Origin of the sequence: Streptomyces hazeniae (genome assembly GCF_031845485.1) — a bacterium.
GTDB classification, from domain to species: domain Bacteria; phylum Actinomycetota; class Actinomycetes; order Streptomycetales; family Streptomycetaceae; genus Streptomyces; species Streptomyces hazeniae.
In genome coordinates this window covers 20,305-39,045 of the sequence record NZ_JAVREQ010000031.1, presented here as the reverse complement: position 1 = coordinate 39,045, position 18,741 = coordinate 20,305, and the positions used below count along the sequence as shown (strand labels likewise).

Here is an 18,741-nt window from a genome sequence, read left to right as displayed (position 1 = left end):
CATGCCTTCCACCTCTGTAAACCTGCAGCAGCTGCGCGCCCTCCCGAAGACCGACCGGGAGATGCTCCTAGAGAGCATCGTGCTCCGGACATTCAGGGAACACCTCTTCCTGGAGGACTCCGACGACCTCTCCGTGGAAGAGAACTACTTCGACCTTGGGCTCACCTCGCTCCAGCTCACAGAGGTGAAGGAACACATTGAGCACACTTTCGAATGCGAGGTTGACACCACCCTCCTGTTCAACGACCCCACTATCGCGCAGTTGCTGGAGCACCTCGATGAACTCATCACTCAGAACGGGGGGAGTCGTCAGTGACTGAGGCATACACAGATGTTCCCATCGCGATCGTGGGAATGGGCATCCGCTTCCCAGGCAACAACAACACGCCGCAGGACTTCGCGGATTTCCTCAACAACGGCCGTTCCGGAATCACAAAGCTCCCGGAAGGCCGGCTGCCACAAGGCGTTCCCGACGACGTCTGCACCGACGGCGGCTACCTGACGGCCATCGACGGATTTGACTCCGGCTTCTTCAACATCTCACCCAGGGAAGCAGCCTTCATCGACCCACAGCACCGGCTGACCCTTGAGACAGCCTGGGAAGCCCTGGAGAACGCCGGCATCGACCCCACATCGCTGCGACACGGCGACACCGGCGTGTACGTCGCCGTCACCGGCATGGACTACGCCATGGAGATCGCCCGACTACCGGTGGACCAGGTCGAGTTGTACGCCGGCACCGGCATGTTCCACTGCGGCGCCTCAGGCCGGGTGTCGTACTTCATGGGGCTCCGCGGCCCCAGTATGAGCGTCGACGGCGCCTGCGCATCGTCTCTCGTGGCCGTACACCTGGCGGTCCAGGGATTGCGCATGGGCGAATGCAGTCTCGCCCTGTGCGGTGCAGCCAACCTCATCAGCGATCCCGCATATCCCGTGATGGCCAGCCGCTCCGGAGTGCTCGCCGACGACGCCCGGTGCAAGACATTCGACGAAGCGGGCGACGGCTATGTCCGTGGGGAAGGCGTCGCCATGATCGCGCTCAAGCGCCTCGACGACGCACGACGCGACGGTGACCGCGTCCTGGCCCTCATCCGCGGATCCGCTGTCCGGCAGGACGGCGAGAGCGCAGCGCTGATGGCGCCCAACGGCAAGGCACAGGCGTTGCTCATGCGGGCGGCGCTGAACAACGCCGGACTCGCTGCCGACGACATCCAATACGTGGAGGCCCACGGCACTGGGACTGCGCTCGGAGACCCGATCGAGATCAGCGGCATCACCGAGGTCTTCTCCGGCTCCCACTCCGCCGACAAACCCATCGTCGTGGGGTCGGTCAAGACGAACATAGGGCACCTGGAATCGACCGCCGGTATGGCCGGCCTCATCAAGACCGTCCTGCAACTTCAAAACCGCACCATCTACCCCCACCTCAACTTCGCCACCCCCTCGCGCAGCATTCCATGGGACCGCTCGCCGGTGAGGATCCCGGTCGAGCCGACACCGTGGACAGGCGGCAGCCGACGCGCACTGGTCAACTCCTACGGCGCAACGGGCACGATCGCTTCCGTTGTCCTGGAGGAAGCCGACCCTGAGCCGAGCAGTTCCACGCAACATGACAGCGTCGACGCTCCTGTCGTCTTCACGTTGTCGGCGAAGAACGCGAGGTCCCTGCATGGGCAGCTCGACGCCTACGCAGCCTTCCTGACCGACACTGGAGACACCGACCTGGCGGACCTCTGCTACACGTCGAACGTGGGGAGAGCGCACCACCCCTGGCGCGTTGCGGCCGCCGTGCGGAGCACCGCAGAGCTCACTCGGTTCATCGACCGTCAGCGCAGCCACCACGACCGGCGACCGCCGACAACCGCGAGGAAGCACATCGCACTGATGTTCTCGGGCGGCGGCTCCCAGTACCCCGGAATGGGGCTGCCCCTCTACCAGCGGTTCCCCGTCTTCAAAACGCACATCGACCGGTGCAGTGACCTCTTCGAGTCGTTCGTCGACTACTCGGTTCGCGACGAAATCCTGCGGGACACCGACGGGCAGCCGATACCGACCGGGGCCGGTGTCCTGACGGCGAGGCTGTTCTCACTGGAGTACGCCCTGGCGAAGCTGTGGCTCTCGATGGGTGTACGCCCGAGCGTTCTCATCGGCCACAGCCTGGGGGAAATCGTTGCCGCCACGATCGCCGGCATCTTCAGCCTCGAGGACGCAGTACAGCTCGTATCACGACGGGGCGAGCTGCTGGACAAGACCTCCACCGGAGCGATGGCGGCGGTAGAGGCCCCCCGGGAACAGATCGAAGCACTCCTGACATCTCACCCAGACCTCTCCCTCGGAGCGGTCAACGGCCCCAGCCAGTGCGTTGTCTCTGGAGGCGCAAACTCCCTGGCCGAAGTCGCGGCACGCCTGGAGAGCGCCGGCGTCAAGGTGAAACGCCTTCAGGTGCCCGTCGCCTCCCACTCGCCACTGATGGACGAGATCTCCGACGACTACCGCGCCGTGCTGGAGCAGATGGAGTACTCCGAACCGGAGTTCGCGATCGCTTCCACCACCACAGGACGGATTGCGCAGCCGGGAGAGATGACAAGACCAGACCACTGGATGCGCCACCTCCACGACACCGTCGACTTCGCCGACGCCTTCCGCGCCATCGAAGACCGCGGACGGCACATCTTCCTCGAAATCGGTCCTGGCACGGAACTCACGGGCATGGGCCGAGAGTGCGCGAGCGACGAAGGACACCTGTGGCTCGGAAGCATGCACCGCAGCGACCGGTCCGGGACCACCATGCTGCAATCGGCCTCCCGGCTGTACAGCGCAGGCCTGCCCATCTCCTGGAAGAACTGGCACCAAGGCGCTGAAGGGACGCGCGTAACCCTCCCGACGTACGCGTTCGACCGCAAGCCGTACTGGCTTCCCCAGCCTGACGGAACCGTCACGACCACCACCTCCGCCCAGCTGCACCCGCTCCTTGGGCAGGAAGTACCCAGCGACCCCGAACACCTGGCAGAGCCAAGGACCTTCGAATCCCGTATCAGCGCCAGCCGGCCTGCATACCTCGCCGAGCACGACCTGAACGGAACCCCAGTCTTCCCGGGCACCGGCTTCGTCGAGATGCTGATGGCATTGCAGGACGCGGTGTTCGGCGAAACCACCCGCCCAGTGCACGAGCTGACGTTCCACGAACCGCTCTTTCTCTCCGCGAACTCCGTAGCCCTACGCACCTGCGCACACCAGGAGCCCGAAGGCGCCCTGCGCGTCGAGATCACCAGCCGGATCGGCTCCGTCGACCACACGGTAGACCGGCTGCACGTCAGCGCGCACATCAAACCCCACACCGACCATGACGACGGCACCAATTTGCGCCGTACAGCCGACCGCCTGCGGCCCCTGCCCACCTCGGAGGACACTGCAGAACTCACGCTGAACACCGCAGACTTGGACGCCCACTTCCAGCAGCACGGCGCCGGCTACGGCCCCACATTCCGGACCCTGCGACGGGCCGAGCGATACGTCGATGCCACCGTCATCGGAGTGATCGAAGGCCGTCGGGCCGCACCGGCGGACTTCCTGCACCCAGCCTTGCTGGCCGGCGCGCTCCAGAGCTCCGCCGGACTCTTCCATGACCGCATGGCCGAGGACACCGCATTCGTCTCGGTGGGCGCTGAGCAGGCTCAGCTCTTCCGCAAGCCCCGAGGCACCGTCCTGCGCAGCATCCTGCGGGCAGTCCACAACGAGGAAGAACAGGTAACCGCCGAACTCGCCGTCCTCGACGAAGACGGCAGCCCGGTGTTCTGCATGACCGGCCTGCGGTTCCAGCGTGTATCGACAGCCCCCACATCACCACGGCACGGGACCTCGAAGGACCACTCCCAGAGCGCAGACCCCAGTGCGAACGAGCACGCCGCACAGACCCCAGCGTTCGACCTGCAGGAGTGGAACGGCATGTCCGAGGAGCAACGCCGGGAATCCGCCAACGCCTTCCTCCTGGCAACCGTCACCCAACTGCTCCACTACTCCGATCCCGGCGACATCCCCGAAGGCGTCTCCTTCTTCGAACTCGGAATGGACTCGCTCATCGCCGTACGGCTCAAGAACGTAGCGGAAACAGCGTTCCGGGTGCCGCTGGACGCCCGGACCATCTTCCAGAACCCCACGGTGGAGGCCCTGGCCGACGCCCTGGTCTCCAAGGCCGCGCCCGATGCACCGACTGAGGGGGCCTCAGATGAACAAGCTTGACAGAGCTCACAAGACGGAGAGCCTGGTGGAGACGATCCGGTGGAACGCCGCACGGTTCCCGGCGAAAGACGCGATCGTCTGCGACACCCGCGCCCTGACTTATGCCGAACTGGACGCCGAAAGCGACCGGACGGCGAGCGCCCTCAGGTCGGTGGGCGTCAACCGCGGAGTACGTGTCGCCTACCTGGGGAAGGAATCGGAGAACTACTACGACGTCCTCTTCGGATGCGCGAAGTCCGGTGCAGTGCTTGTACCCATCAACTGGCGCCTCTCCCCACCTGAGATCAAGCACATCCTGAGCGACGCCACAGCGCAACTCATCTTCGTGGAAGAGGAGTTCCTCGCTGCTGTGCAGGAGATCGCCTGGTGCCTACCCGATCTCCGCTTCACCGTGGTGCTGGACGGCCCCGACGGTCCGGGCAAAGGCCTGGAGAGTTGGAAAGCCCAACACCACGGCGCGCTCGACAGCGTCGCCGCAGACCGCGACGACCCGATCGTCCAGATCTACACCAGCGGCACCACGGGCCTACCCAAAGGTGTCGTCCTCGCCCACCGCAGCTTCTTCGCCGTACGGGACATGCTCGAGCGTGCGGATTTGGACTGGATCGACTGGCGGTCTGACGACACCAGCCTGATCGGCGTGCCGGGTTTCCACGTCGGCGGACTGTGGTGGGCGGTCCAAGGACTCAACGCCGGTGTCACGAACATCGCGATGCGTGCCTTCGTCAGCGGCGAGGCGCTTCGCCTGATACGCGAGATGGGCGTGACCACCACATGCATGGTGCCGGCCATGCTCCACATGCTGACCTCCGAGCAGAGCGCGTCACCGCAGGCATTTCGCACGCTACGCAAGGCCGTCTACGGCGGGTCCCCCATCTCCCAGGCGCTACTCGAACGTTGCCGGGCCGCCATGAAATGCGACTTCGCCCAGATCTACGGGCTTACAGAGACAGGCAACACAGCCGTATGCCTGCCACCCGATGCGCACACGAGAGGAGGAAACCTCCTCAAAGCCGCCGGCAGGCCCTACCCCGGCGTCGACGTTGTGGTGCTCGACCAGAAGGGAGAAGAGCTGGAGAACGGCGCAGTAGGCGAGATCTGCATCAAAACCCCCGCCCGCATGAAGGAGTACTGGCGCCTTCCCGCCGCGACCGCCGAGACAGTACAGGACGGCTGGGTGCACACCGGAGACGCCGGATACCTGGACGCCGAGGGCTTTCTCTACATCTGCGACCGCATCAAGGACGTCGTCATCGTCGCCGGCGAAAACGTCTACCCGGCCGAGATCGAAAAGGCACTCGAACAACTTCCCGACGTTGCCGAGGCCGCTGTCGTCGGTGTCCCCGACGAGCGATGGGGCGAGGGCCTGCACGCAGTAGTCGTCCTCGCCAACGGCGCCACTGCGACGCGCCGCCAGCTCGCCCTCGGCCTCCGGGACCACCTAGCCGCCTTCAAAATCCCGACCAGCTGGGAGTTCACCGACTACCTGCCGCGCAACCCCAGCGGCAAAATCCTCCGGCGCCGGCTCCGCGAGCCCTTCTGGAGCACCCGCGAGAGGAACGTCGGCTGAAAGCCCCCGACCAGTCAGTTCACCGCTCCCCACTGTGCCTCCCCCGGGAGGCACCGATGAAGACGAGGATGTGCATGGGCGCAGCGACCCCGCGAAAGCCCGGCTTCTCCCTGTACTGGGAGAAGGACGCCGTCATGGCCGTGGACCAGCGCGCCTTGCCACACGCGTTCGAGCTCCTGCGCTTGGACAGCGTGGACACGTTGATCGCAGCCATACAGAACTTAGCCGTCCGAGGAGCGCCAGCCATCGGCCTCGCAGGCGCCTTCGGAGTCGCCCTGTCAGCCCGGGCACACCACGCCGCCGGTGCAGTGGACGACACTGCTGTGCAAGCCGATGCCGCTCGCCTGGCAGCAGCCCGACCGACCGCCGTCAATCTCGCTTGGGGAGTGCGGCGAGCACTCGGAAGACTCCCGGGCGGCCCCCAGGCGGTACTGGACGAGGCGATGCAGATGGTCGCCGAGGACGCCGCAGTCAATGCCGCTGCTGCGCGACGCGCCGCGGAGCTCGTCGGCTCACTCCTACCCGATCGACCTCTTCGCCTGCTGACCCACTGCAACACCGGCCGGCTGGCCACGGCCGCCGGCGGCACGGCTCTGGGAGCCATCCTCAAGCTCGCCCACCACAGTCGAGTGGCCCAGGTGATGGTCGACGAGACGCGGCCTTTGCTACAGGGCGCCAGGCTCACCGCCTGGGAACTCGGCGAGGCCGGGGTGCCCTACAGGATCTGTGTCGACTCGGCGGCCGCGGCCGCGATGTCACAAGGGCTGGTGGACTGCGTCCTGGTCGGCGCCGACCGGATCGCAGCCAACGGCGACACTGCCAACAAGATAGGGACCTACGGCCTCGCTCTCGCCGCCGCTCGACACGGCATCCCGTTCATCGTCGTCGCGCCGGAGTCCACATGGGACCACGACCTGCCAGACGGCAGCGGGGTCGCCATCGAGGAACGTGACCCCGCAGAGGTCACGACCTACGCAGGGACAGCGGTGGCCCCAGCGGAAGCCAGCGTGTTCAACCCGGCCTTCGACGTAACCCCCGCTGAGCTGATCACCGCGGTCGTCACCGAGGACCGCGTGGTGCGTCCACGACCCGGCCACCATGAGAAGCCTCTGCGGCACCGTATCGCCGAGCTGGTGAAGGAGTTCCCCGACTACCCCAAGGCCAGCATCCGTTATCAGGACCTCTCGCCACTCTACGCCGACCCCGGCCTACTGGCCGACGCTTCCGAACACGCCTGCAATCACTTCTCGGGACGGTTCGACCGCGTTGTGGCCGTGGAAGCCCGTGGGTTTGCTCTCGGTGCAGTCATGGCGGCTCGCGCAGGCGTCCCGCTCACCCTCGTGCGCAAGCCTGGAAAACTGCCTGGAGAGGTGCAGTCCGTGAGCTACGCGCTCGAGTACGGGGAAGACCGGCTGGAAGTTCAGCAGGGCGCCATCGCACCAGGGGAACGAGTGGTGTGCGTGGATGACGTTCTCGCCACCGGCGGAACCCTCCGCGCGACAGCTGAATTGGTCGAAGCCTCCCAGGCCAAGGTCGCCGGAGCAGTAGTCCTGGTCACGCTGTCCGGCCTGCTCGGGGCTGCACAGCTGCAGCGTTACGACCTCCTCTCCCTGTGTGAGGTGGCCGCATGACGAAGACCGAGGAGCAAAACAGCCTGCCCACTGCCGCCGGCGAGTCTCTGGCTGACCTCTCCCGAATCCTGTACACACGCGGCTGGATGCCCGGAACCTCCGGCAACCTGTCCGTGCGCCTGTCGGGGAACCACGCATCCACAGCGCTCATCACAGCCAGCGGACGCGACAAGGGAGAACTCACCGCCAAGGACATGGTCGCCGTTCATGCCACGACCGGTGAGGAGGTACTCCTCCCGGGACGGCTGAAGGCCTCAGCAGAGACCTCCATCCATACAGCCGTCTATCGCAGGACCGACGCCGCAGCCGTCGTCCATGTCCACTCGCCGTACTCCACGGTGATGGCATGCCGCGCCGCCGAAGCCGGCCGTACAACCGCACTGCTTCTCGAGCGGTTCGAACTACTCAAAGGCCTCGGTCTCGACGACCCTGCGCGAACCGAACTACCGGTCTTCCGGAACTGGTCCGACGTGCGGCTGATCGCCGACGAGGTAGCGACCTACCTGGCCTCCCACCCCGGGGCACCCCCCGGCCTGCTGATCGCCGACCACGGCATCACCACCTGGGGTCGCGACCTGGCCCAGGCCCGCAACCGACTGGAGTGCATCGAGGCCATCTGCCAACTGCTCGTACTCGGCGCCAGAGAGGGCCGGGCCGAAACGACGGAGGAGCTCTATCAATGACGCTGCTGCAGGTAATGCGACAGGACGCCCCCGACGAAATCGTGCTGCGCACACGGGACACCTCCCGGATCTCCGCCCTACTGCGGGAACTCGGGGTGGAGTACGGCCAATGGGAGCTGCACCTCAACGCCACCGCCGACACCACGCAGGAAGAACTGCTGGCCAGCTACCGGCCCGAGGTGGAGGCGCTGTGTAAGCGAGACGGATTGGTCCTGGTGGACGTGGCCAGCCTGCACCCGGAATCCGGAGAAGAGTGGGCGGAGCGTGCTGCCAAGGCCCGAGCCACCTTCCTCGAAGAGCACCGCCATGCCGAGGACGAGGTGCGGTTCTTCGCCCACGGCACCGGCTGCTTCTACCTCCACATCGCGGACAACGTCTACGCCGTCGTCTGCGAGGCCGGCGACCTGCTGTCCGTGCCGGCCGGGACACTGCACTGGTTCGACATGGGACCACAGCCGGACTTCGCCGCCATCCGCTTCTTCAAGGAAGAAGACGGCTGGGTGGGCGACTTCACAGGTGATCCGATCGCCCAGAAGTTTCCCCGCCTCGACGCACTTCTGGCAGGCGACCGATGAGTACCCCCACGGTCGTCCTCGACATCGAGGGAACGGTCGGCTCAGCCACCCATGTCCACGACGTTCTCTTCCCCTACGCACGGGAGCGGCTGCCGCAGTGGTTCGACGAGCACCGTGGGACGGCACCGGCCGTAGCGCTGCTCGCGGAGATCCGTGACCACCTGGACACCGAGTCAGTCGACGAAACCCGCGCCGTCGCAGCACTCCGTGCATGGAGCGACGCGGACGTCAAAACGCCTCCACTGAAGAAAGTCCAGGGCTGGATTTGGGCAGCCGGATACGCCGACGGATCCCTCACCGGCCACGTCTACGACGAAGTCCCCGAGGTACTTCACCGTTGGAAGCGGTCGGGAACCACGCTCTACATCTACTCCTCCGGCTCAGCCGCCGCCCAGAAGAACTGGTTCGCACACACTCCGTACGGCGACCTCACCCCCCTGCTGAGCGGCTATTTCGACTTGACCACCGCGGGATCCAAGAAGCACCCCGACTCCTACCAGCACATCGCCCAATCAACCGGAACGCAGCCTGCCAGGACTCTGTTCCTCAGCGACTCCGCAGAGGAACTCGATGCCGCAGCCGAGGCGGGCTGGCACACGGCCGCGCTGCGCCGACAGGACGACCCGCGCCCCTCACCCGTACCAGGACATACGACGGTCCGGTCGCTGCGCGATCTGGAACTGGACCAGCTGATGAAAGGAACGGCACGACTGTGACCGACGCAGGAATCCGAGCGGAGATCGGTGTCATCGGCGGCAGCGGCTTCTACGAACTGCTCAAGGAAGCCGAAGAGGTTGCGGTCGAAACACCATACGGAGAGCCGTCCGATGCGATCTGCGTGGGCGAGGTCAGTGGCCGACGCGTGGCCTTTCTGCCGCGCCACGGCCGTCACCACAGCCACGCACCACACAAGATCAACTATCGGGCGAACATGTGGGCTCTGCGCTCACTGGGTGCGCGCCGGGTACTAGCACCGTGCGCAGTCGGGTCGCTGCGCAGGGAACTGGGTCCGGGAACACTGGTCGTGCCCGACCAGCTCATCGACCGGACCAGCGGCCGGGTGCAGACCTTCTACGACGACGGCGCCGTCCATGTGTCCTTCGCCGACCCATACTGCGGACACGGACGCACCGCTCTGCTCAAGGCCGCTGCCGGTGCGGGACCCGAAGCGCACGACGGCGGCACCATGGTCGTGGTTGAGGGGCCGAGGTTCTCCACCCGCGCGGAGTCCCAGTGGTTCGCTGCCGCCGGCTGGACCCTGGTGAACATGACCGGACACCCGGAGGCCGTGCTCGCCCGGGAACTGGGACTGTGCTACAGCTCCATCGCCCTGGTGACCGACCTGGACGCAGGAATCGACGCTGACGAGAGCGTCTCGCAGGAGGACGTCTTCAAGGTCTTCACCGAGAACACCGCGCTGTTGCGCAGCGTGATTCTCGAGGCGGTGCAGCTGCTCCCAGAGCATGCGGAGTGCCCGTGTGCCCGCGCACTGAACGGCATGGATCTTCCCTTCGAACTGCCCTGAGGTCTACCCAGCAGAATGTCATCTCCTCGGCGAGGGAGCCACCTGTGTAGGACCACGCCTGACCGATGACCGTTTCGCGTTAGCCGACGCCAGCGACTCCAGCCTGCCTTCATTCCGGGAGCTGGCGCGGGAAAGCGACCGTGCCCGCCGGGCCGAAGCAGTTCACCGCGATGTACTGCCCGACACCCAAACCAGGGGGACAGATGTCCACTGACGGAAACACCTTCGTACACGACCAGTTCGCTCTCCGCGCCACCACACAACCGAGCTCAATCGCAGTAGAGCAGGGCGAACGGAAGATCACCTATGCCGAACTGGACCGGCGGGCGAACGAACTGGCCCACCGGCTGCACGCCCACGACATAGGCCGGGGCTCGGTCGTCATGACCTACCTGGAGCGCTCGATCGACCTGGTCGTTGCGTTGCTCGCCACGCTGAAGGCCGGGGCCACCTACCTGCCTGTGGAGCCGGGCGTCCCCGCCCAGCGCACAAACGCATACCTGACGGAGACGGACTGCCGGGCCGTCATCACCACCACCGACGGTCGACATCCGTTCGACGACCACGGCCCCGTACTTCTGGACCCCGGCACGGCCGGAAAGCCCTCCTCCGCGCCCTCAGCCGGACCCCCGCAGACGGTCCTCGAGGAGACGGACCTCGCCTACATCATCTACACATCAGGCTCGACCGGAGCACCGAAGGGCGTGCAGGTCGAACACGCCTCGCTCAGCTACCTGTTCCGCGAGATCAACGAACGATACGGAATCGGACCGGAAGACCGTGTACTGCAGTTCGCAGCTGTCACCTTCGACACCTCGATCGAACAGATCCTCGTCACCTTGCTCAACGGAGCCACCCTCGTTCTCCCAGACCGCATCTGGGCGCCGAGCGAACTCGCCAGTGAGTTGATCAAGCGACGCGTCACCGTCATGGACCTGACCCCCTCATACTGGCGCGCATTCCTGTCCGAGCTTGCCGGTACGCCGACCCAGCTCCCGGTCCGGCTGACGATCGTGGGCGGCAGCGCCATCAACGCCGAGGACTGCCGCAGGGCACTGCGGCTCATGCCGGCCTCGCGTCTGGTGAACGCCTACGGGCTGACCGAGACGACCATCACCTCCTGCACGATGGAAATCAGCACGCAGAACCTGCCCGAGCGAGGCGCGGCCCCCGTCGGACGGCCGCTGCCGGGCACCGTCGTCCATGTGCTCGGTGCGGACATGGAAGCTGTGCCGCCTGGCGCGCACGGCGAGATATACATATCCGGCCGGGGAGTCGCCCGCGGGTATCTCACCGACGGGGCGGACCACACGCGGTTCCGGCCGGACCCTCACGCGGACCACACCGGGACGCGGACGTACCGCACCGGTGACCTTGGTGGCTGGACCCCTGACGGGAACCTCGTGATCGCGGGGCGAGCCGACCGGCAGATCAAGATACGCGGCTTCCGTGTGGAACCTGCTGAGATCGAAGCGACGCTCTCCTCCCACGAGGCGGTTGCCGACACTGCGGTGAAGGCCCACAGCCGCCGCGGCGAGCTGGAGCTCGCCGCCTACTACGTCCCTGCCCCGGAAAAGGCAGCAACGATCAGTGCGCGGGAGTTGCGCACCTTCGCAGCCGACCGGCTCCCCAGCTACATGGTTCCAGCGTCCTTCACCCGGCTCACCGAGATGCCGGTGAAAACCAACGGCAAGGCCGACCTGGCCGCCCTCCCAGAACCAGAGCACGGAGCAAGGACCACTCCTGCGCCTGCGCAACCCCACACCGCAGAGCCGGCCGCCGGACTCGTCGAACAGGCCGTGGCAGGCATCTGGCGCCAGGTACTCGACCTGGAACACGTAGCGCCCGAAGAAACCTTCTTCGAGCTGGGCGGAGACTCCATCCGCGCTGCCCAGCTCCTTGCGAAGGTCCGGGCATCCCTCGGCATCATGATCACCCAGGTGCGTCCGCTGATCCGGCTGCTGCTCGACGGGGCGACCCTCCGAGACTTCGCCTGCGCGATCGAGTCTGCAAGGGCCGGAACATTCTCCAACGACGCCAAGCCCGTCGACTTCGCCGCCGAAGCCCTACTGGACGTCCCCATCAAGCCGGAGCCAGCCAATCCGGCCTCCTGGGACAAGCCGTCCCACATCCTGCTCACCGGCGCGACCGGATTCCTCGGCATCTACCTTCTCCGTGAGCTGCTCGCCACGAGCGACGCCACCATCCACTGCCTGGTCCGATCAGACGATGCCGCGCACGCAATGGAGCGCATCCAGGCGAACGCACGGCACTACTTCAACGACGACCTGGACGAGCACCGCAAGAGGGAGCGCCTCCACGCGGTCCCGGGCGACCTGGCAGAACACCGCCTCGGGCTGACGGAGGAAGAGTTCGACCGGCTCGCCGGCCTCGTCGACGTGATCCACCACCCCGGCGGCCTCGTCAACTTCATCTACCCCTACGCACACATGCGCGCGGCCAACGTCGAGGGGACCCGAGAGATCATCCGCATGGCCGCCAGGTACCGCAACACTCCGATCCACTACACGTCCACCATGGCCGTAATCTCAGGCTTCGGAACCGCAGGGGTCCCTCAGGTCACCGAAGAAACCCCCTCTGACCACGTCGACCACCTGTCCGTGGGATACGTAGAAAGCAAGTGGATCGCCGAGGCCCTACTGCAGGCCGCCGCGCGGGAAGGGCTTCCCGTCGCCATCTACCGGGCCGCCGACATCTCCGGCGACCGACAGACAGGTGCCTGGAACACGGCAACGGAAATGTGCGCGATGAAGAAGTTCATCGTCGACACCGGAACATCCCCCGTCGCGGAGCTCCCCCTGGACTACACCCCCGTGGACTGCTTCGCCGCCGCAGTTGCGCACATCGCCTCCCAGAAGCTGCCAGCCGGTGACGTCTACCACCTCACCAATCCCGGGAAGGTGAACGTCGCAGCTCTCACCGAACGACTACGCGCCCGTGGACACACGATCCGTGACGTGCCCTGGAACGAGTGGCTGGACCAGGTCGTCAAGATCGCGGTGGAGCAGCCCGACCACCCCATGACGCCTTTCGCGCCACTCTTCATCGACCGGTGCTCCACGGGAACCATGAGCGTGGCGGAGATGTACCTGGAAACCACCTTCCCCGCGTTCACACGACACAACGTGGAAGCCGCACTCGAAGGCAGCGGCATCGAAATCCCGCCCGTGGACGCCGAAATGCTCGATCGCTACATCCAGTACTTGACCAGCATCGACTTTCTGTGAGGGCGGACATGAAAAATGCAAGCCTTCCTCGGCTGAAGCGGACCTGGGAAAGCATCGACCTGGCGACGGCTCCTTGCGACGGCCCTGTGGCATTCGGCGACAACCTGGACGCGCAGACCGTGCTCGGCGCCTACCGGCATGGTCTGTATCCCTTCCCCGCCGACACCCTCGAACAGCGCCTTCTCAACGAGATGAGCTACGAGCCCGATGTGGCAGCCGGGCGAGTAAAACTCCTCGACGACTCTGCGGAGCCCTACTCGGTCGCTTGGTGTTCACCCGACCCCCGCCCCCTCATCCTTGTAGAACAGGCCCGCGTCCAGCGCAGCCTGCGCCGACAACTGCGCAAGGCGACCAACTGGGTCACCACAGCGGACGCCTGCTTCGAACGAGTAATCCAGCAGTGCCGAGAAGGCCGCGCCGAGCGATGGCTCACCGACGAACTGCTGGCAAGCCTGTGCAGCCTGCACAAGAGCGGTCATGCACACAGCGTCGAGGTCTGGGACGACGGCCAACTCATCGGCGGCACATTGGGTGTGCGCATCGGAGCGGTCTTCAGCGCCGACTCGCAGTTCACCCTGCGCAGCGGGGCGGGCAAGGTCGCGGTCACCGATCTCACGCGCCGCTTCGCCGAAGCCGGCGGACTCGCCATCGACGTCCAGCACGACGGTGACCACGCCAGGCTCCTCGGGGCGCGTCCCATTCCCCGACCGCAGTACCTCGACATGCTCAACGCCCCGCACCAGGGCGCACCCCTCCCCACTGAAGCGCTACCCGCCACACGCCTGGCCGACTGAAGCCAGCGTGCGGGCAACCTCACCACTGGAGATCCAACATGTCCCTCACCGCTCTCGACACCGGGCTGCACGTCGCCAGCCTTGCCGAGCGACCCGACCTTGAGTCAGCCATGCTGACCATGGAGTCGTCGTGGCCGGCATACATCCAACCCGACCCGATCCTTGTGCACTGGGCATTCGAACGGCACGCCCAGCACCAGCTCGTCGTGCTCGACGACGAAAACCGGGTGGCCGCCCGCGCAGCCAGCGTGCCCCTGGCCTGGAACGGAACCCCGGACAGCCTCCCCGACACAGGCTGGGACGAGGCACTGCGCCAGTGCATGGCCGACACCTACTCCGGCGAAGAACTCAACACAGTATGTGCGCTGGAGATCGCCATAGCGCCCGACCGCAAGGCCCAGAACCTATCGGCCCGCACCCTTGCCGCACTCAAGGACCACGCTCGGCGACTGGGACACCACAACTTGGTCGCACCGGTGCGTCCCAGCCTCAAGCACACCCAACCGCACCTCTCCATGCAGGAGTACACCACCCGTACGCGCGAGGACGGACTTCCCGAAGACCCCTGGCTGCGGGTGCACGTGCGCGAAGGCGGCCAGGTCCTCAAAGTCTGCCCGGTATCGATGACGATCTCCGGCAGCCTCACCCAGTGGCGGGCATGGACGGGCCTGCCCTTCGACACCAGCGGGCCGGTCGAAGTACCCGGCGCACTGACCCCCGTCGTGGCCGACGCCGAACACGACCACGCGGTCTACATCGAACCGAACGTCTGGGTACGGCATGGGCTCTCCAGCCAAGCCCGGCACACCTGACCTGCCTGAACGCCTCTCACCCACCTCAAATATCGGACCGCCCTGGTCCGTTAGTCGATCCACCACGGAGGACCAAACCGATGACCGCAACGCAGAACGACAAGACCGAGAAGATGAACCTGCGCTCAGCACTGATCGAGCGGATCGGCGGCTACATGACGGCCCACTCGATCGGCGTGGCCGCCGAGCTCGGTCTGGCGGACCTGATCAAGGACGGAGTACGCAGCAGTGAGGAGATGGCCGCCGAAAGCGGAACCCACGAACCGTCGCTGCGGCGTCTGCTGCGCACTCTCACCGCAGTCGGCCTGACTACTGAGCCCGAGCCCGGCTGCTTCGCCCTGACCGAGGTCGGAGCGCAGCTGCGCTCCGACTCGCCTGATTCGCTGCGTGCCTTCTCCCGCATGTTCTGCCACCCGATCCTCCTCAAGGCGTGGCTCGGCCTCGGACACTCGGTCGCCACAGGAGAGCGCGCCTTCGACCACATCTACGGCAAGGACTTCTACAGCTACATCGCTACCGAAGAAGAGGAAGCCAGCGTCCTGTTCAACGAAGCGATGAGCGAGGAGTCCAGGATCGCCGCAGGCCAGCTCGCGGCAGGATACGACTTCTCCGGCGCCAAGAAGGTGGTCGACCTCGGCGGCGGCGACGGGACACTTCTCGCCGCGATCCTCCCGACCCAGCCGCACCTCAAGGGCATCGTCTTCGACAGCGCCGCCGGCGTGGCCGAGGCACCGGACACCCTGAAGAAAGCAGGCATAACCGACCGGTGCGAGGCACGGGCGGGTGACTTCTTCGCAGACATCCCCACCGACGGCGACCTCTACATCATCAAGAGCGTCTTCCAGGACTGGAACGACGAGGACTCCCTGGCCCTGCTCCGCTCCTGCCGCGCTCAGATGCCTGACTCCGCCACGCTGCTCATCGTGGGCTCCGTGCTCCCCGAGACCGCGTCCACAGACGACCCGATCAAGTTCTTCACGGACCTGAACATGCTCGTCAACTCCGGTGGGCGAGAGCGGACCGAGAGCGAGTTCCGCACCATGCTCGAGGAGACCGGCTTCACCGTTCAGTCCGTGCAGCTCCAAGCTGCCGGCCCCCTGTCCATCATCGAGGCCACCCCCGCGGCGGCCCGATGACGGCGCCCGGCTTCGGCGCGGAGCTCTTCCTCGGACGGCTCCGCGCCGACCTCCTCTCCCTCCCCGAAGGCGACCCGAGGCGCCTCGACACAAACGAGGAGCAGTTCCTCAGCAGCCTGCGGGAATTCTGCGCAAACAAGATCGACAGCACCTTGATCGAACGAGAGGACTGCATACCGGACGAGGTGATCGAAGGGCTCAAGGACATCGGCGCGTTCTGCATCAAGATTCCGCGCGAGTACGGCGGGCTCGGCCTGTCCGGCCTGTGCTATCTGCGGGCACTGATGCTTGTGTCCTCCGTTCACTCCTCTCTGGGGGAACTGCTCGCAGCCCACCAGGCCATCGGCCTCCCGCAACCACTGGTCCTGTTCGGGACGGAAGAGCAGAAACGCGCGTTCCTCCCGAGGTGCTCACGCGAGATCTCCGCGTTCACCCTCACCGAAGCCGACATCGGCAACGACCCCTTCCGCATGCACACCACCGCCGTCCCCGACTACGAATCAGACACCTACACGCTCAACGGTGTGAAACTCTGGGTGACCAACGGCGTCCTCGCAGATCTCCTCGTCGTGATGGCAATGGTGCCCCCCTCCGGCACCGGCGACGGCGGCATGACCGCGTTCGTGGTGGAGGCCGACTCACCAGGCGTCACGATCGAGCACCGAAGCTCCTTCCTCGGCCTACGCGGTCTTGAAAACGGCGTCATCCGCCTCCACAACGTCGCCGTTCCGGCCGGGAACCGTATCGGCAAAGAGGGCGAAGGCCTGGACGTTGCCCTCACCGCGCAGGACACCGGCCGGCTCTCACTGCCGGCCGCCTGCGCCGCGGCCGCGAAGTGGAGCTTGATGATCGCCAGGCAGTGGACCAGCACACGAGTGCAATGGGACCGGCCGATCGGCGAGCAGGAAGCGGTCGCAGGCAAGCTGTCGTACATCGCATCCACCGCCTTCGCCTTGGAAGCCATGGTCGAGGTCACCGGGCATCACGCCGACGCAGGCAAGAGTGACACCCGATTGGATGCCGAACTGGCCAAGCTCTTCGCTTCCGAGAAGGCGTGGCTGGTCGCGGACGAACTCATGCAACTCCGCGGCGGCCGCGGATACGAAACGGCGGAGTCAGCGGCGGAACGGGGGGAACGCGGTGTCCCGGTCGAGCAGCTCATGCGCGACCTGCGCATCGGGCGAATCTTCGACGGCTCCAGCGAAGCGCTGAAGACCTTCATCGCTTCGGCCGTCACCGAGAGCATGCACTCCACAGCCGAGCCCGTCGCCCCGCCCCCGGCTGCAGGCGACGACCACACTCACGCCGTGGCCGACGAAGCACCCACTGGCCTTGTCACGCACCTCGACTTCGCCTACTCGGCAGCACGCCGACTGGGCGACCTAGTCGGCGAACTCGCAGGTCTCCCCGAAGCCGCGCCGCCGGACGACCGGCAACGCGACTGGGGCCGACTCGTCGACATCGCTGCCGAGCTGTACGCGATGAGCGTGAGCTGCACTTACGCAACCGCCCTGACCGCCCACGGCGACACCCCCGTCCAACTTGCCGACGTGTTCTGCGCACAGGCGAAACGCCGCGTGACCACACTCTTCGATCAACTGGTGAACAACACCGACGCCCGCGATCGAGTAGCTGCCCGGCACACCCTCGACGGTCACTACACGTGGCTGGAGGAAGGCATCATCGACGCCTCCGTCGACGGGCCCTGGATCGCTCAGCCCAAACCGGGCCCTGCCACGGTCCCGAATTTGCGCCGCGCCGTACCCGCGCAGCCGCGTCGGCGAAACGCCGGAGGAACCCGATGAACCAAGACACGACCGCTCTGATCCACTCGGCCCGGCAGCGCATGGCCGAACAGCCGACGGACAACCGGTTCCTGGACCTGCTCGAGGCCGGCCAGGTGTCCAAGGAGCATCTCTGCCGGCTGGCCGGTGAGCTGTACCACCTCGTACGCAGCGACGGGCGCAGCTTCGACCTCCTCGCCTCTCGCTTCTCCCAGGACCCGGCCGGCGACCTGTTCTCCGTGATGGCGGAAGGAGAACTGGAGGCGCTCAGCCTCCTCCTCAACTTCGCCGAAGCGCTGAACATGAACGAGGAACAACTGGCGGCATACGAACCCGAACCGCTCGCCCACGCCTACCCGGCCTACCTGGCACAGACGGCCGCGTTCGGCACACGAAGCGACATGGTCCTCGCACTGCTCGCCAACGTCGAGGAATCTGGACAGCACTACGCCCGAGCAGCGGCTGCCCTGGAATCCCGATACGGATTCGACGAGAAGGCCATCGAGCACTTCCACTTCTTCGCCGACACCCCACAAGACCTGCTGGACCAGGCGGTGGCGACGCTGCAAGCGGGCCTCGCTGACGGCGACGAGCCAGCAGCCGCAGTGCGTACTGCCTGGATGGTCAACGCCTACGAGAACTGCTTCTGGCAAACCCTCGCCGCGCCGCTAGCCACCGTGACCGATTGACCGGCGCCACCCGAGAGCCAACGACTCTCGAACGGACTACTTCGAAGGGCACATC

General features: G+C 66.0%; 14 protein-coding genes. All 14 read left to right on the top strand.

Features of this window, described 5'->3' with window-relative positions; genetic code table 11:
• The first annotated feature begins 1 nt into the window (after position 1).
• The 14 genes from RM572_RS25655 to RM572_RS25590 all read left to right on the top strand — a co-directional run bounded on the left by RM572_RS25655 (position 2) and on the right by RM572_RS25590 (position 18,686).
• Positions 2-316: an acyl carrier protein gene (locus RM572_RS25655; RefSeq protein WP_311675761.1), complete on the top strand. Its 315-nt coding sequence runs from the start codon at positions 2-4 to the stop codon at positions 314-316.
• The gene (locus RM572_RS25650; RefSeq protein ID WP_311675760.1) at positions 313-4,239 is read left to right on the top strand and encodes a type I polyketide synthase; all 3,927 of its coding nucleotides are present in this window, start codon (positions 313-315) and stop codon (positions 4,237-4,239) included. Before RM572_RS25655 ends, RM572_RS25650 begins: the two co-directional genes overlap by 4 nt.
• Entirely contained in the window at positions 4,226-5,809 is a 1,584-nt protein-coding gene (locus tag RM572_RS25645) for a long-chain-fatty-acid--CoA ligase (RefSeq protein ID WP_311675759.1), read from the top strand. The genes RM572_RS25650 and RM572_RS25645 overlap by 14 nt, the downstream gene beginning before the upstream one ends.
• Before the next feature lie 74 nt (positions 5,810-5,883).
• Entirely contained in the window at positions 5,884-7,440 is a 1,557-nt protein-coding gene (mtnA, locus tag RM572_RS25640) for an S-methyl-5-thioribose-1-phosphate isomerase (protein WP_311675758.1), read from the top strand.
• Positions 7,437-8,123, top strand: a complete 687-nt coding sequence (gene mtnB / locus RM572_RS25635; RefSeq protein WP_311675757.1) for a methylthioribulose 1-phosphate dehydratase — start codon at positions 7,437-7,439, stop codon at positions 8,121-8,123. The genes mtnA and mtnB overlap by 4 nt, the downstream gene beginning before the upstream one ends.
• Positions 8,120-8,698, top strand: coding sequence for a 1,2-dihydroxy-3-keto-5-methylthiopentene dioxygenase (locus RM572_RS25630; protein ID WP_311675756.1), 579 nt, complete (start codon positions 8,120-8,122; stop codon positions 8,696-8,698). The genes mtnB and RM572_RS25630 overlap by 4 nt, the downstream gene beginning before the upstream one ends.
• Positions 8,695-9,414 (top strand): acireductone synthase, encoded by a 720-nt coding sequence (mtnC, locus tag RM572_RS25625; protein ID WP_311675755.1) that lies wholly within the window; start codon positions 8,695-8,697, stop codon positions 9,412-9,414. The genes RM572_RS25630 and mtnC overlap by 4 nt, the downstream gene beginning before the upstream one ends.
• Complete coding sequence (locus RM572_RS25620; RefSeq protein ID WP_311675754.1) at positions 9,411-10,223, top strand: S-methyl-5'-thioadenosine phosphorylase; 813 nt, start codon at positions 9,411-9,413, stop codon at positions 10,221-10,223. Before mtnC ends, RM572_RS25620 begins: the two co-directional genes overlap by 4 nt.
• Before the next feature lie 203 nt (positions 10,224-10,426).
• Entirely contained in the window at positions 10,427-13,471 is a 3,045-nt protein-coding gene (locus RM572_RS25615) for a non-ribosomal peptide synthetase family protein (protein ID WP_311675753.1), read from the top strand.
• 86 nt (positions 13,472-13,557) lie between these two features.
• Complete coding sequence (locus RM572_RS25610; protein ID WP_311675752.1) at positions 13,558-14,265, top strand: leucyl/phenylalanyl-tRNA--protein transferase; 708 nt, start codon at positions 13,558-13,560, stop codon at positions 14,263-14,265.
• A gap of 38 nt (positions 14,266-14,303) precedes the next feature.
• Positions 14,304-15,077, top strand: a complete 774-nt coding sequence (locus RM572_RS25605; protein WP_311675751.1) for an N-acetyltransferase — start codon at positions 14,304-14,306, stop codon at positions 15,075-15,077.
• Between the two features lie 80 nt (positions 15,078-15,157).
• Positions 15,158-16,213, top strand: a complete 1,056-nt coding sequence (locus tag RM572_RS25600; RefSeq protein ID WP_311675750.1) for a methyltransferase — start codon at positions 15,158-15,160, stop codon at positions 16,211-16,213.
• Positions 16,210-18,018 carry an acyl-CoA dehydrogenase family protein gene (locus RM572_RS25595; protein WP_311675749.1) on the top strand — a complete coding sequence of 603 codons (1,809 nt, stop codon included), beginning with the start codon at positions 16,210-16,212 and terminating at the stop codon, positions 18,016-18,018. The genes RM572_RS25600 and RM572_RS25595 overlap by 4 nt, the downstream gene beginning before the upstream one ends.
• Positions 18,015-18,686: a thiaminase II/PqqC family protein gene (locus RM572_RS25590; RefSeq protein WP_311675748.1), complete on the top strand. Its 672-nt coding sequence runs from the start codon at positions 18,015-18,017 to the stop codon at positions 18,684-18,686. The genes RM572_RS25595 and RM572_RS25590 overlap by 4 nt, the downstream gene beginning before the upstream one ends.
• The last annotated feature ends 55 nt before the right edge of the window (positions 18,687-18,741 follow it).

Coding starts and splice junctions, on each gene's coding strand:
- RM572_RS25595 (WP_311675749.1), top strand. CDS start 16,210: ATGACGGCGCCCGGCTTCGGCGCGGAGCTCTTCCTCGGACGGCTCCGC.
- RM572_RS25615 (WP_311675753.1), top strand. CDS start 10,427: ATGTCCACTGACGGAAACACCTTCGTACACGACCAGTTCGCTCTCCGC.
- RM572_RS25655 (WP_311675761.1), top strand. CDS start 2: ATGCCTTCCACCTCTGTAAACCTGCAGCAGCTGCGCGCCCTCCCGAAG.
- mtnA (WP_311675758.1), top strand. CDS start 5,884: ATGGGCGCAGCGACCCCGCGAAAGCCCGGCTTCTCCCTGTACTGGGAG.
- RM572_RS25590 (WP_311675748.1), top strand. CDS start 18,015: ATGAACCAAGACACGACCGCTCTGATCCACTCGGCCCGGCAGCGCATG.
- RM572_RS25600 (WP_311675750.1), top strand. CDS start 15,158: ATGACCGCAACGCAGAACGACAAGACCGAGAAGATGAACCTGCGCTCA.
- mtnB (WP_311675757.1), top strand. CDS start 7,437: ATGACGAAGACCGAGGAGCAAAACAGCCTGCCCACTGCCGCCGGCGAG.
- RM572_RS25645 (WP_311675759.1), top strand. CDS start 4,226: ATGAACAAGCTTGACAGAGCTCACAAGACGGAGAGCCTGGTGGAGACG.
- mtnC (WP_311675755.1), top strand. CDS start 8,695: ATGAGTACCCCCACGGTCGTCCTCGACATCGAGGGAACGGTCGGCTCA.
- RM572_RS25630 (WP_311675756.1), top strand. CDS start 8,120: ATGACGCTGCTGCAGGTAATGCGACAGGACGCCCCCGACGAAATCGTG.
- RM572_RS25605 (WP_311675751.1), top strand. CDS start 14,304: ATGTCCCTCACCGCTCTCGACACCGGGCTGCACGTCGCCAGCCTTGCC.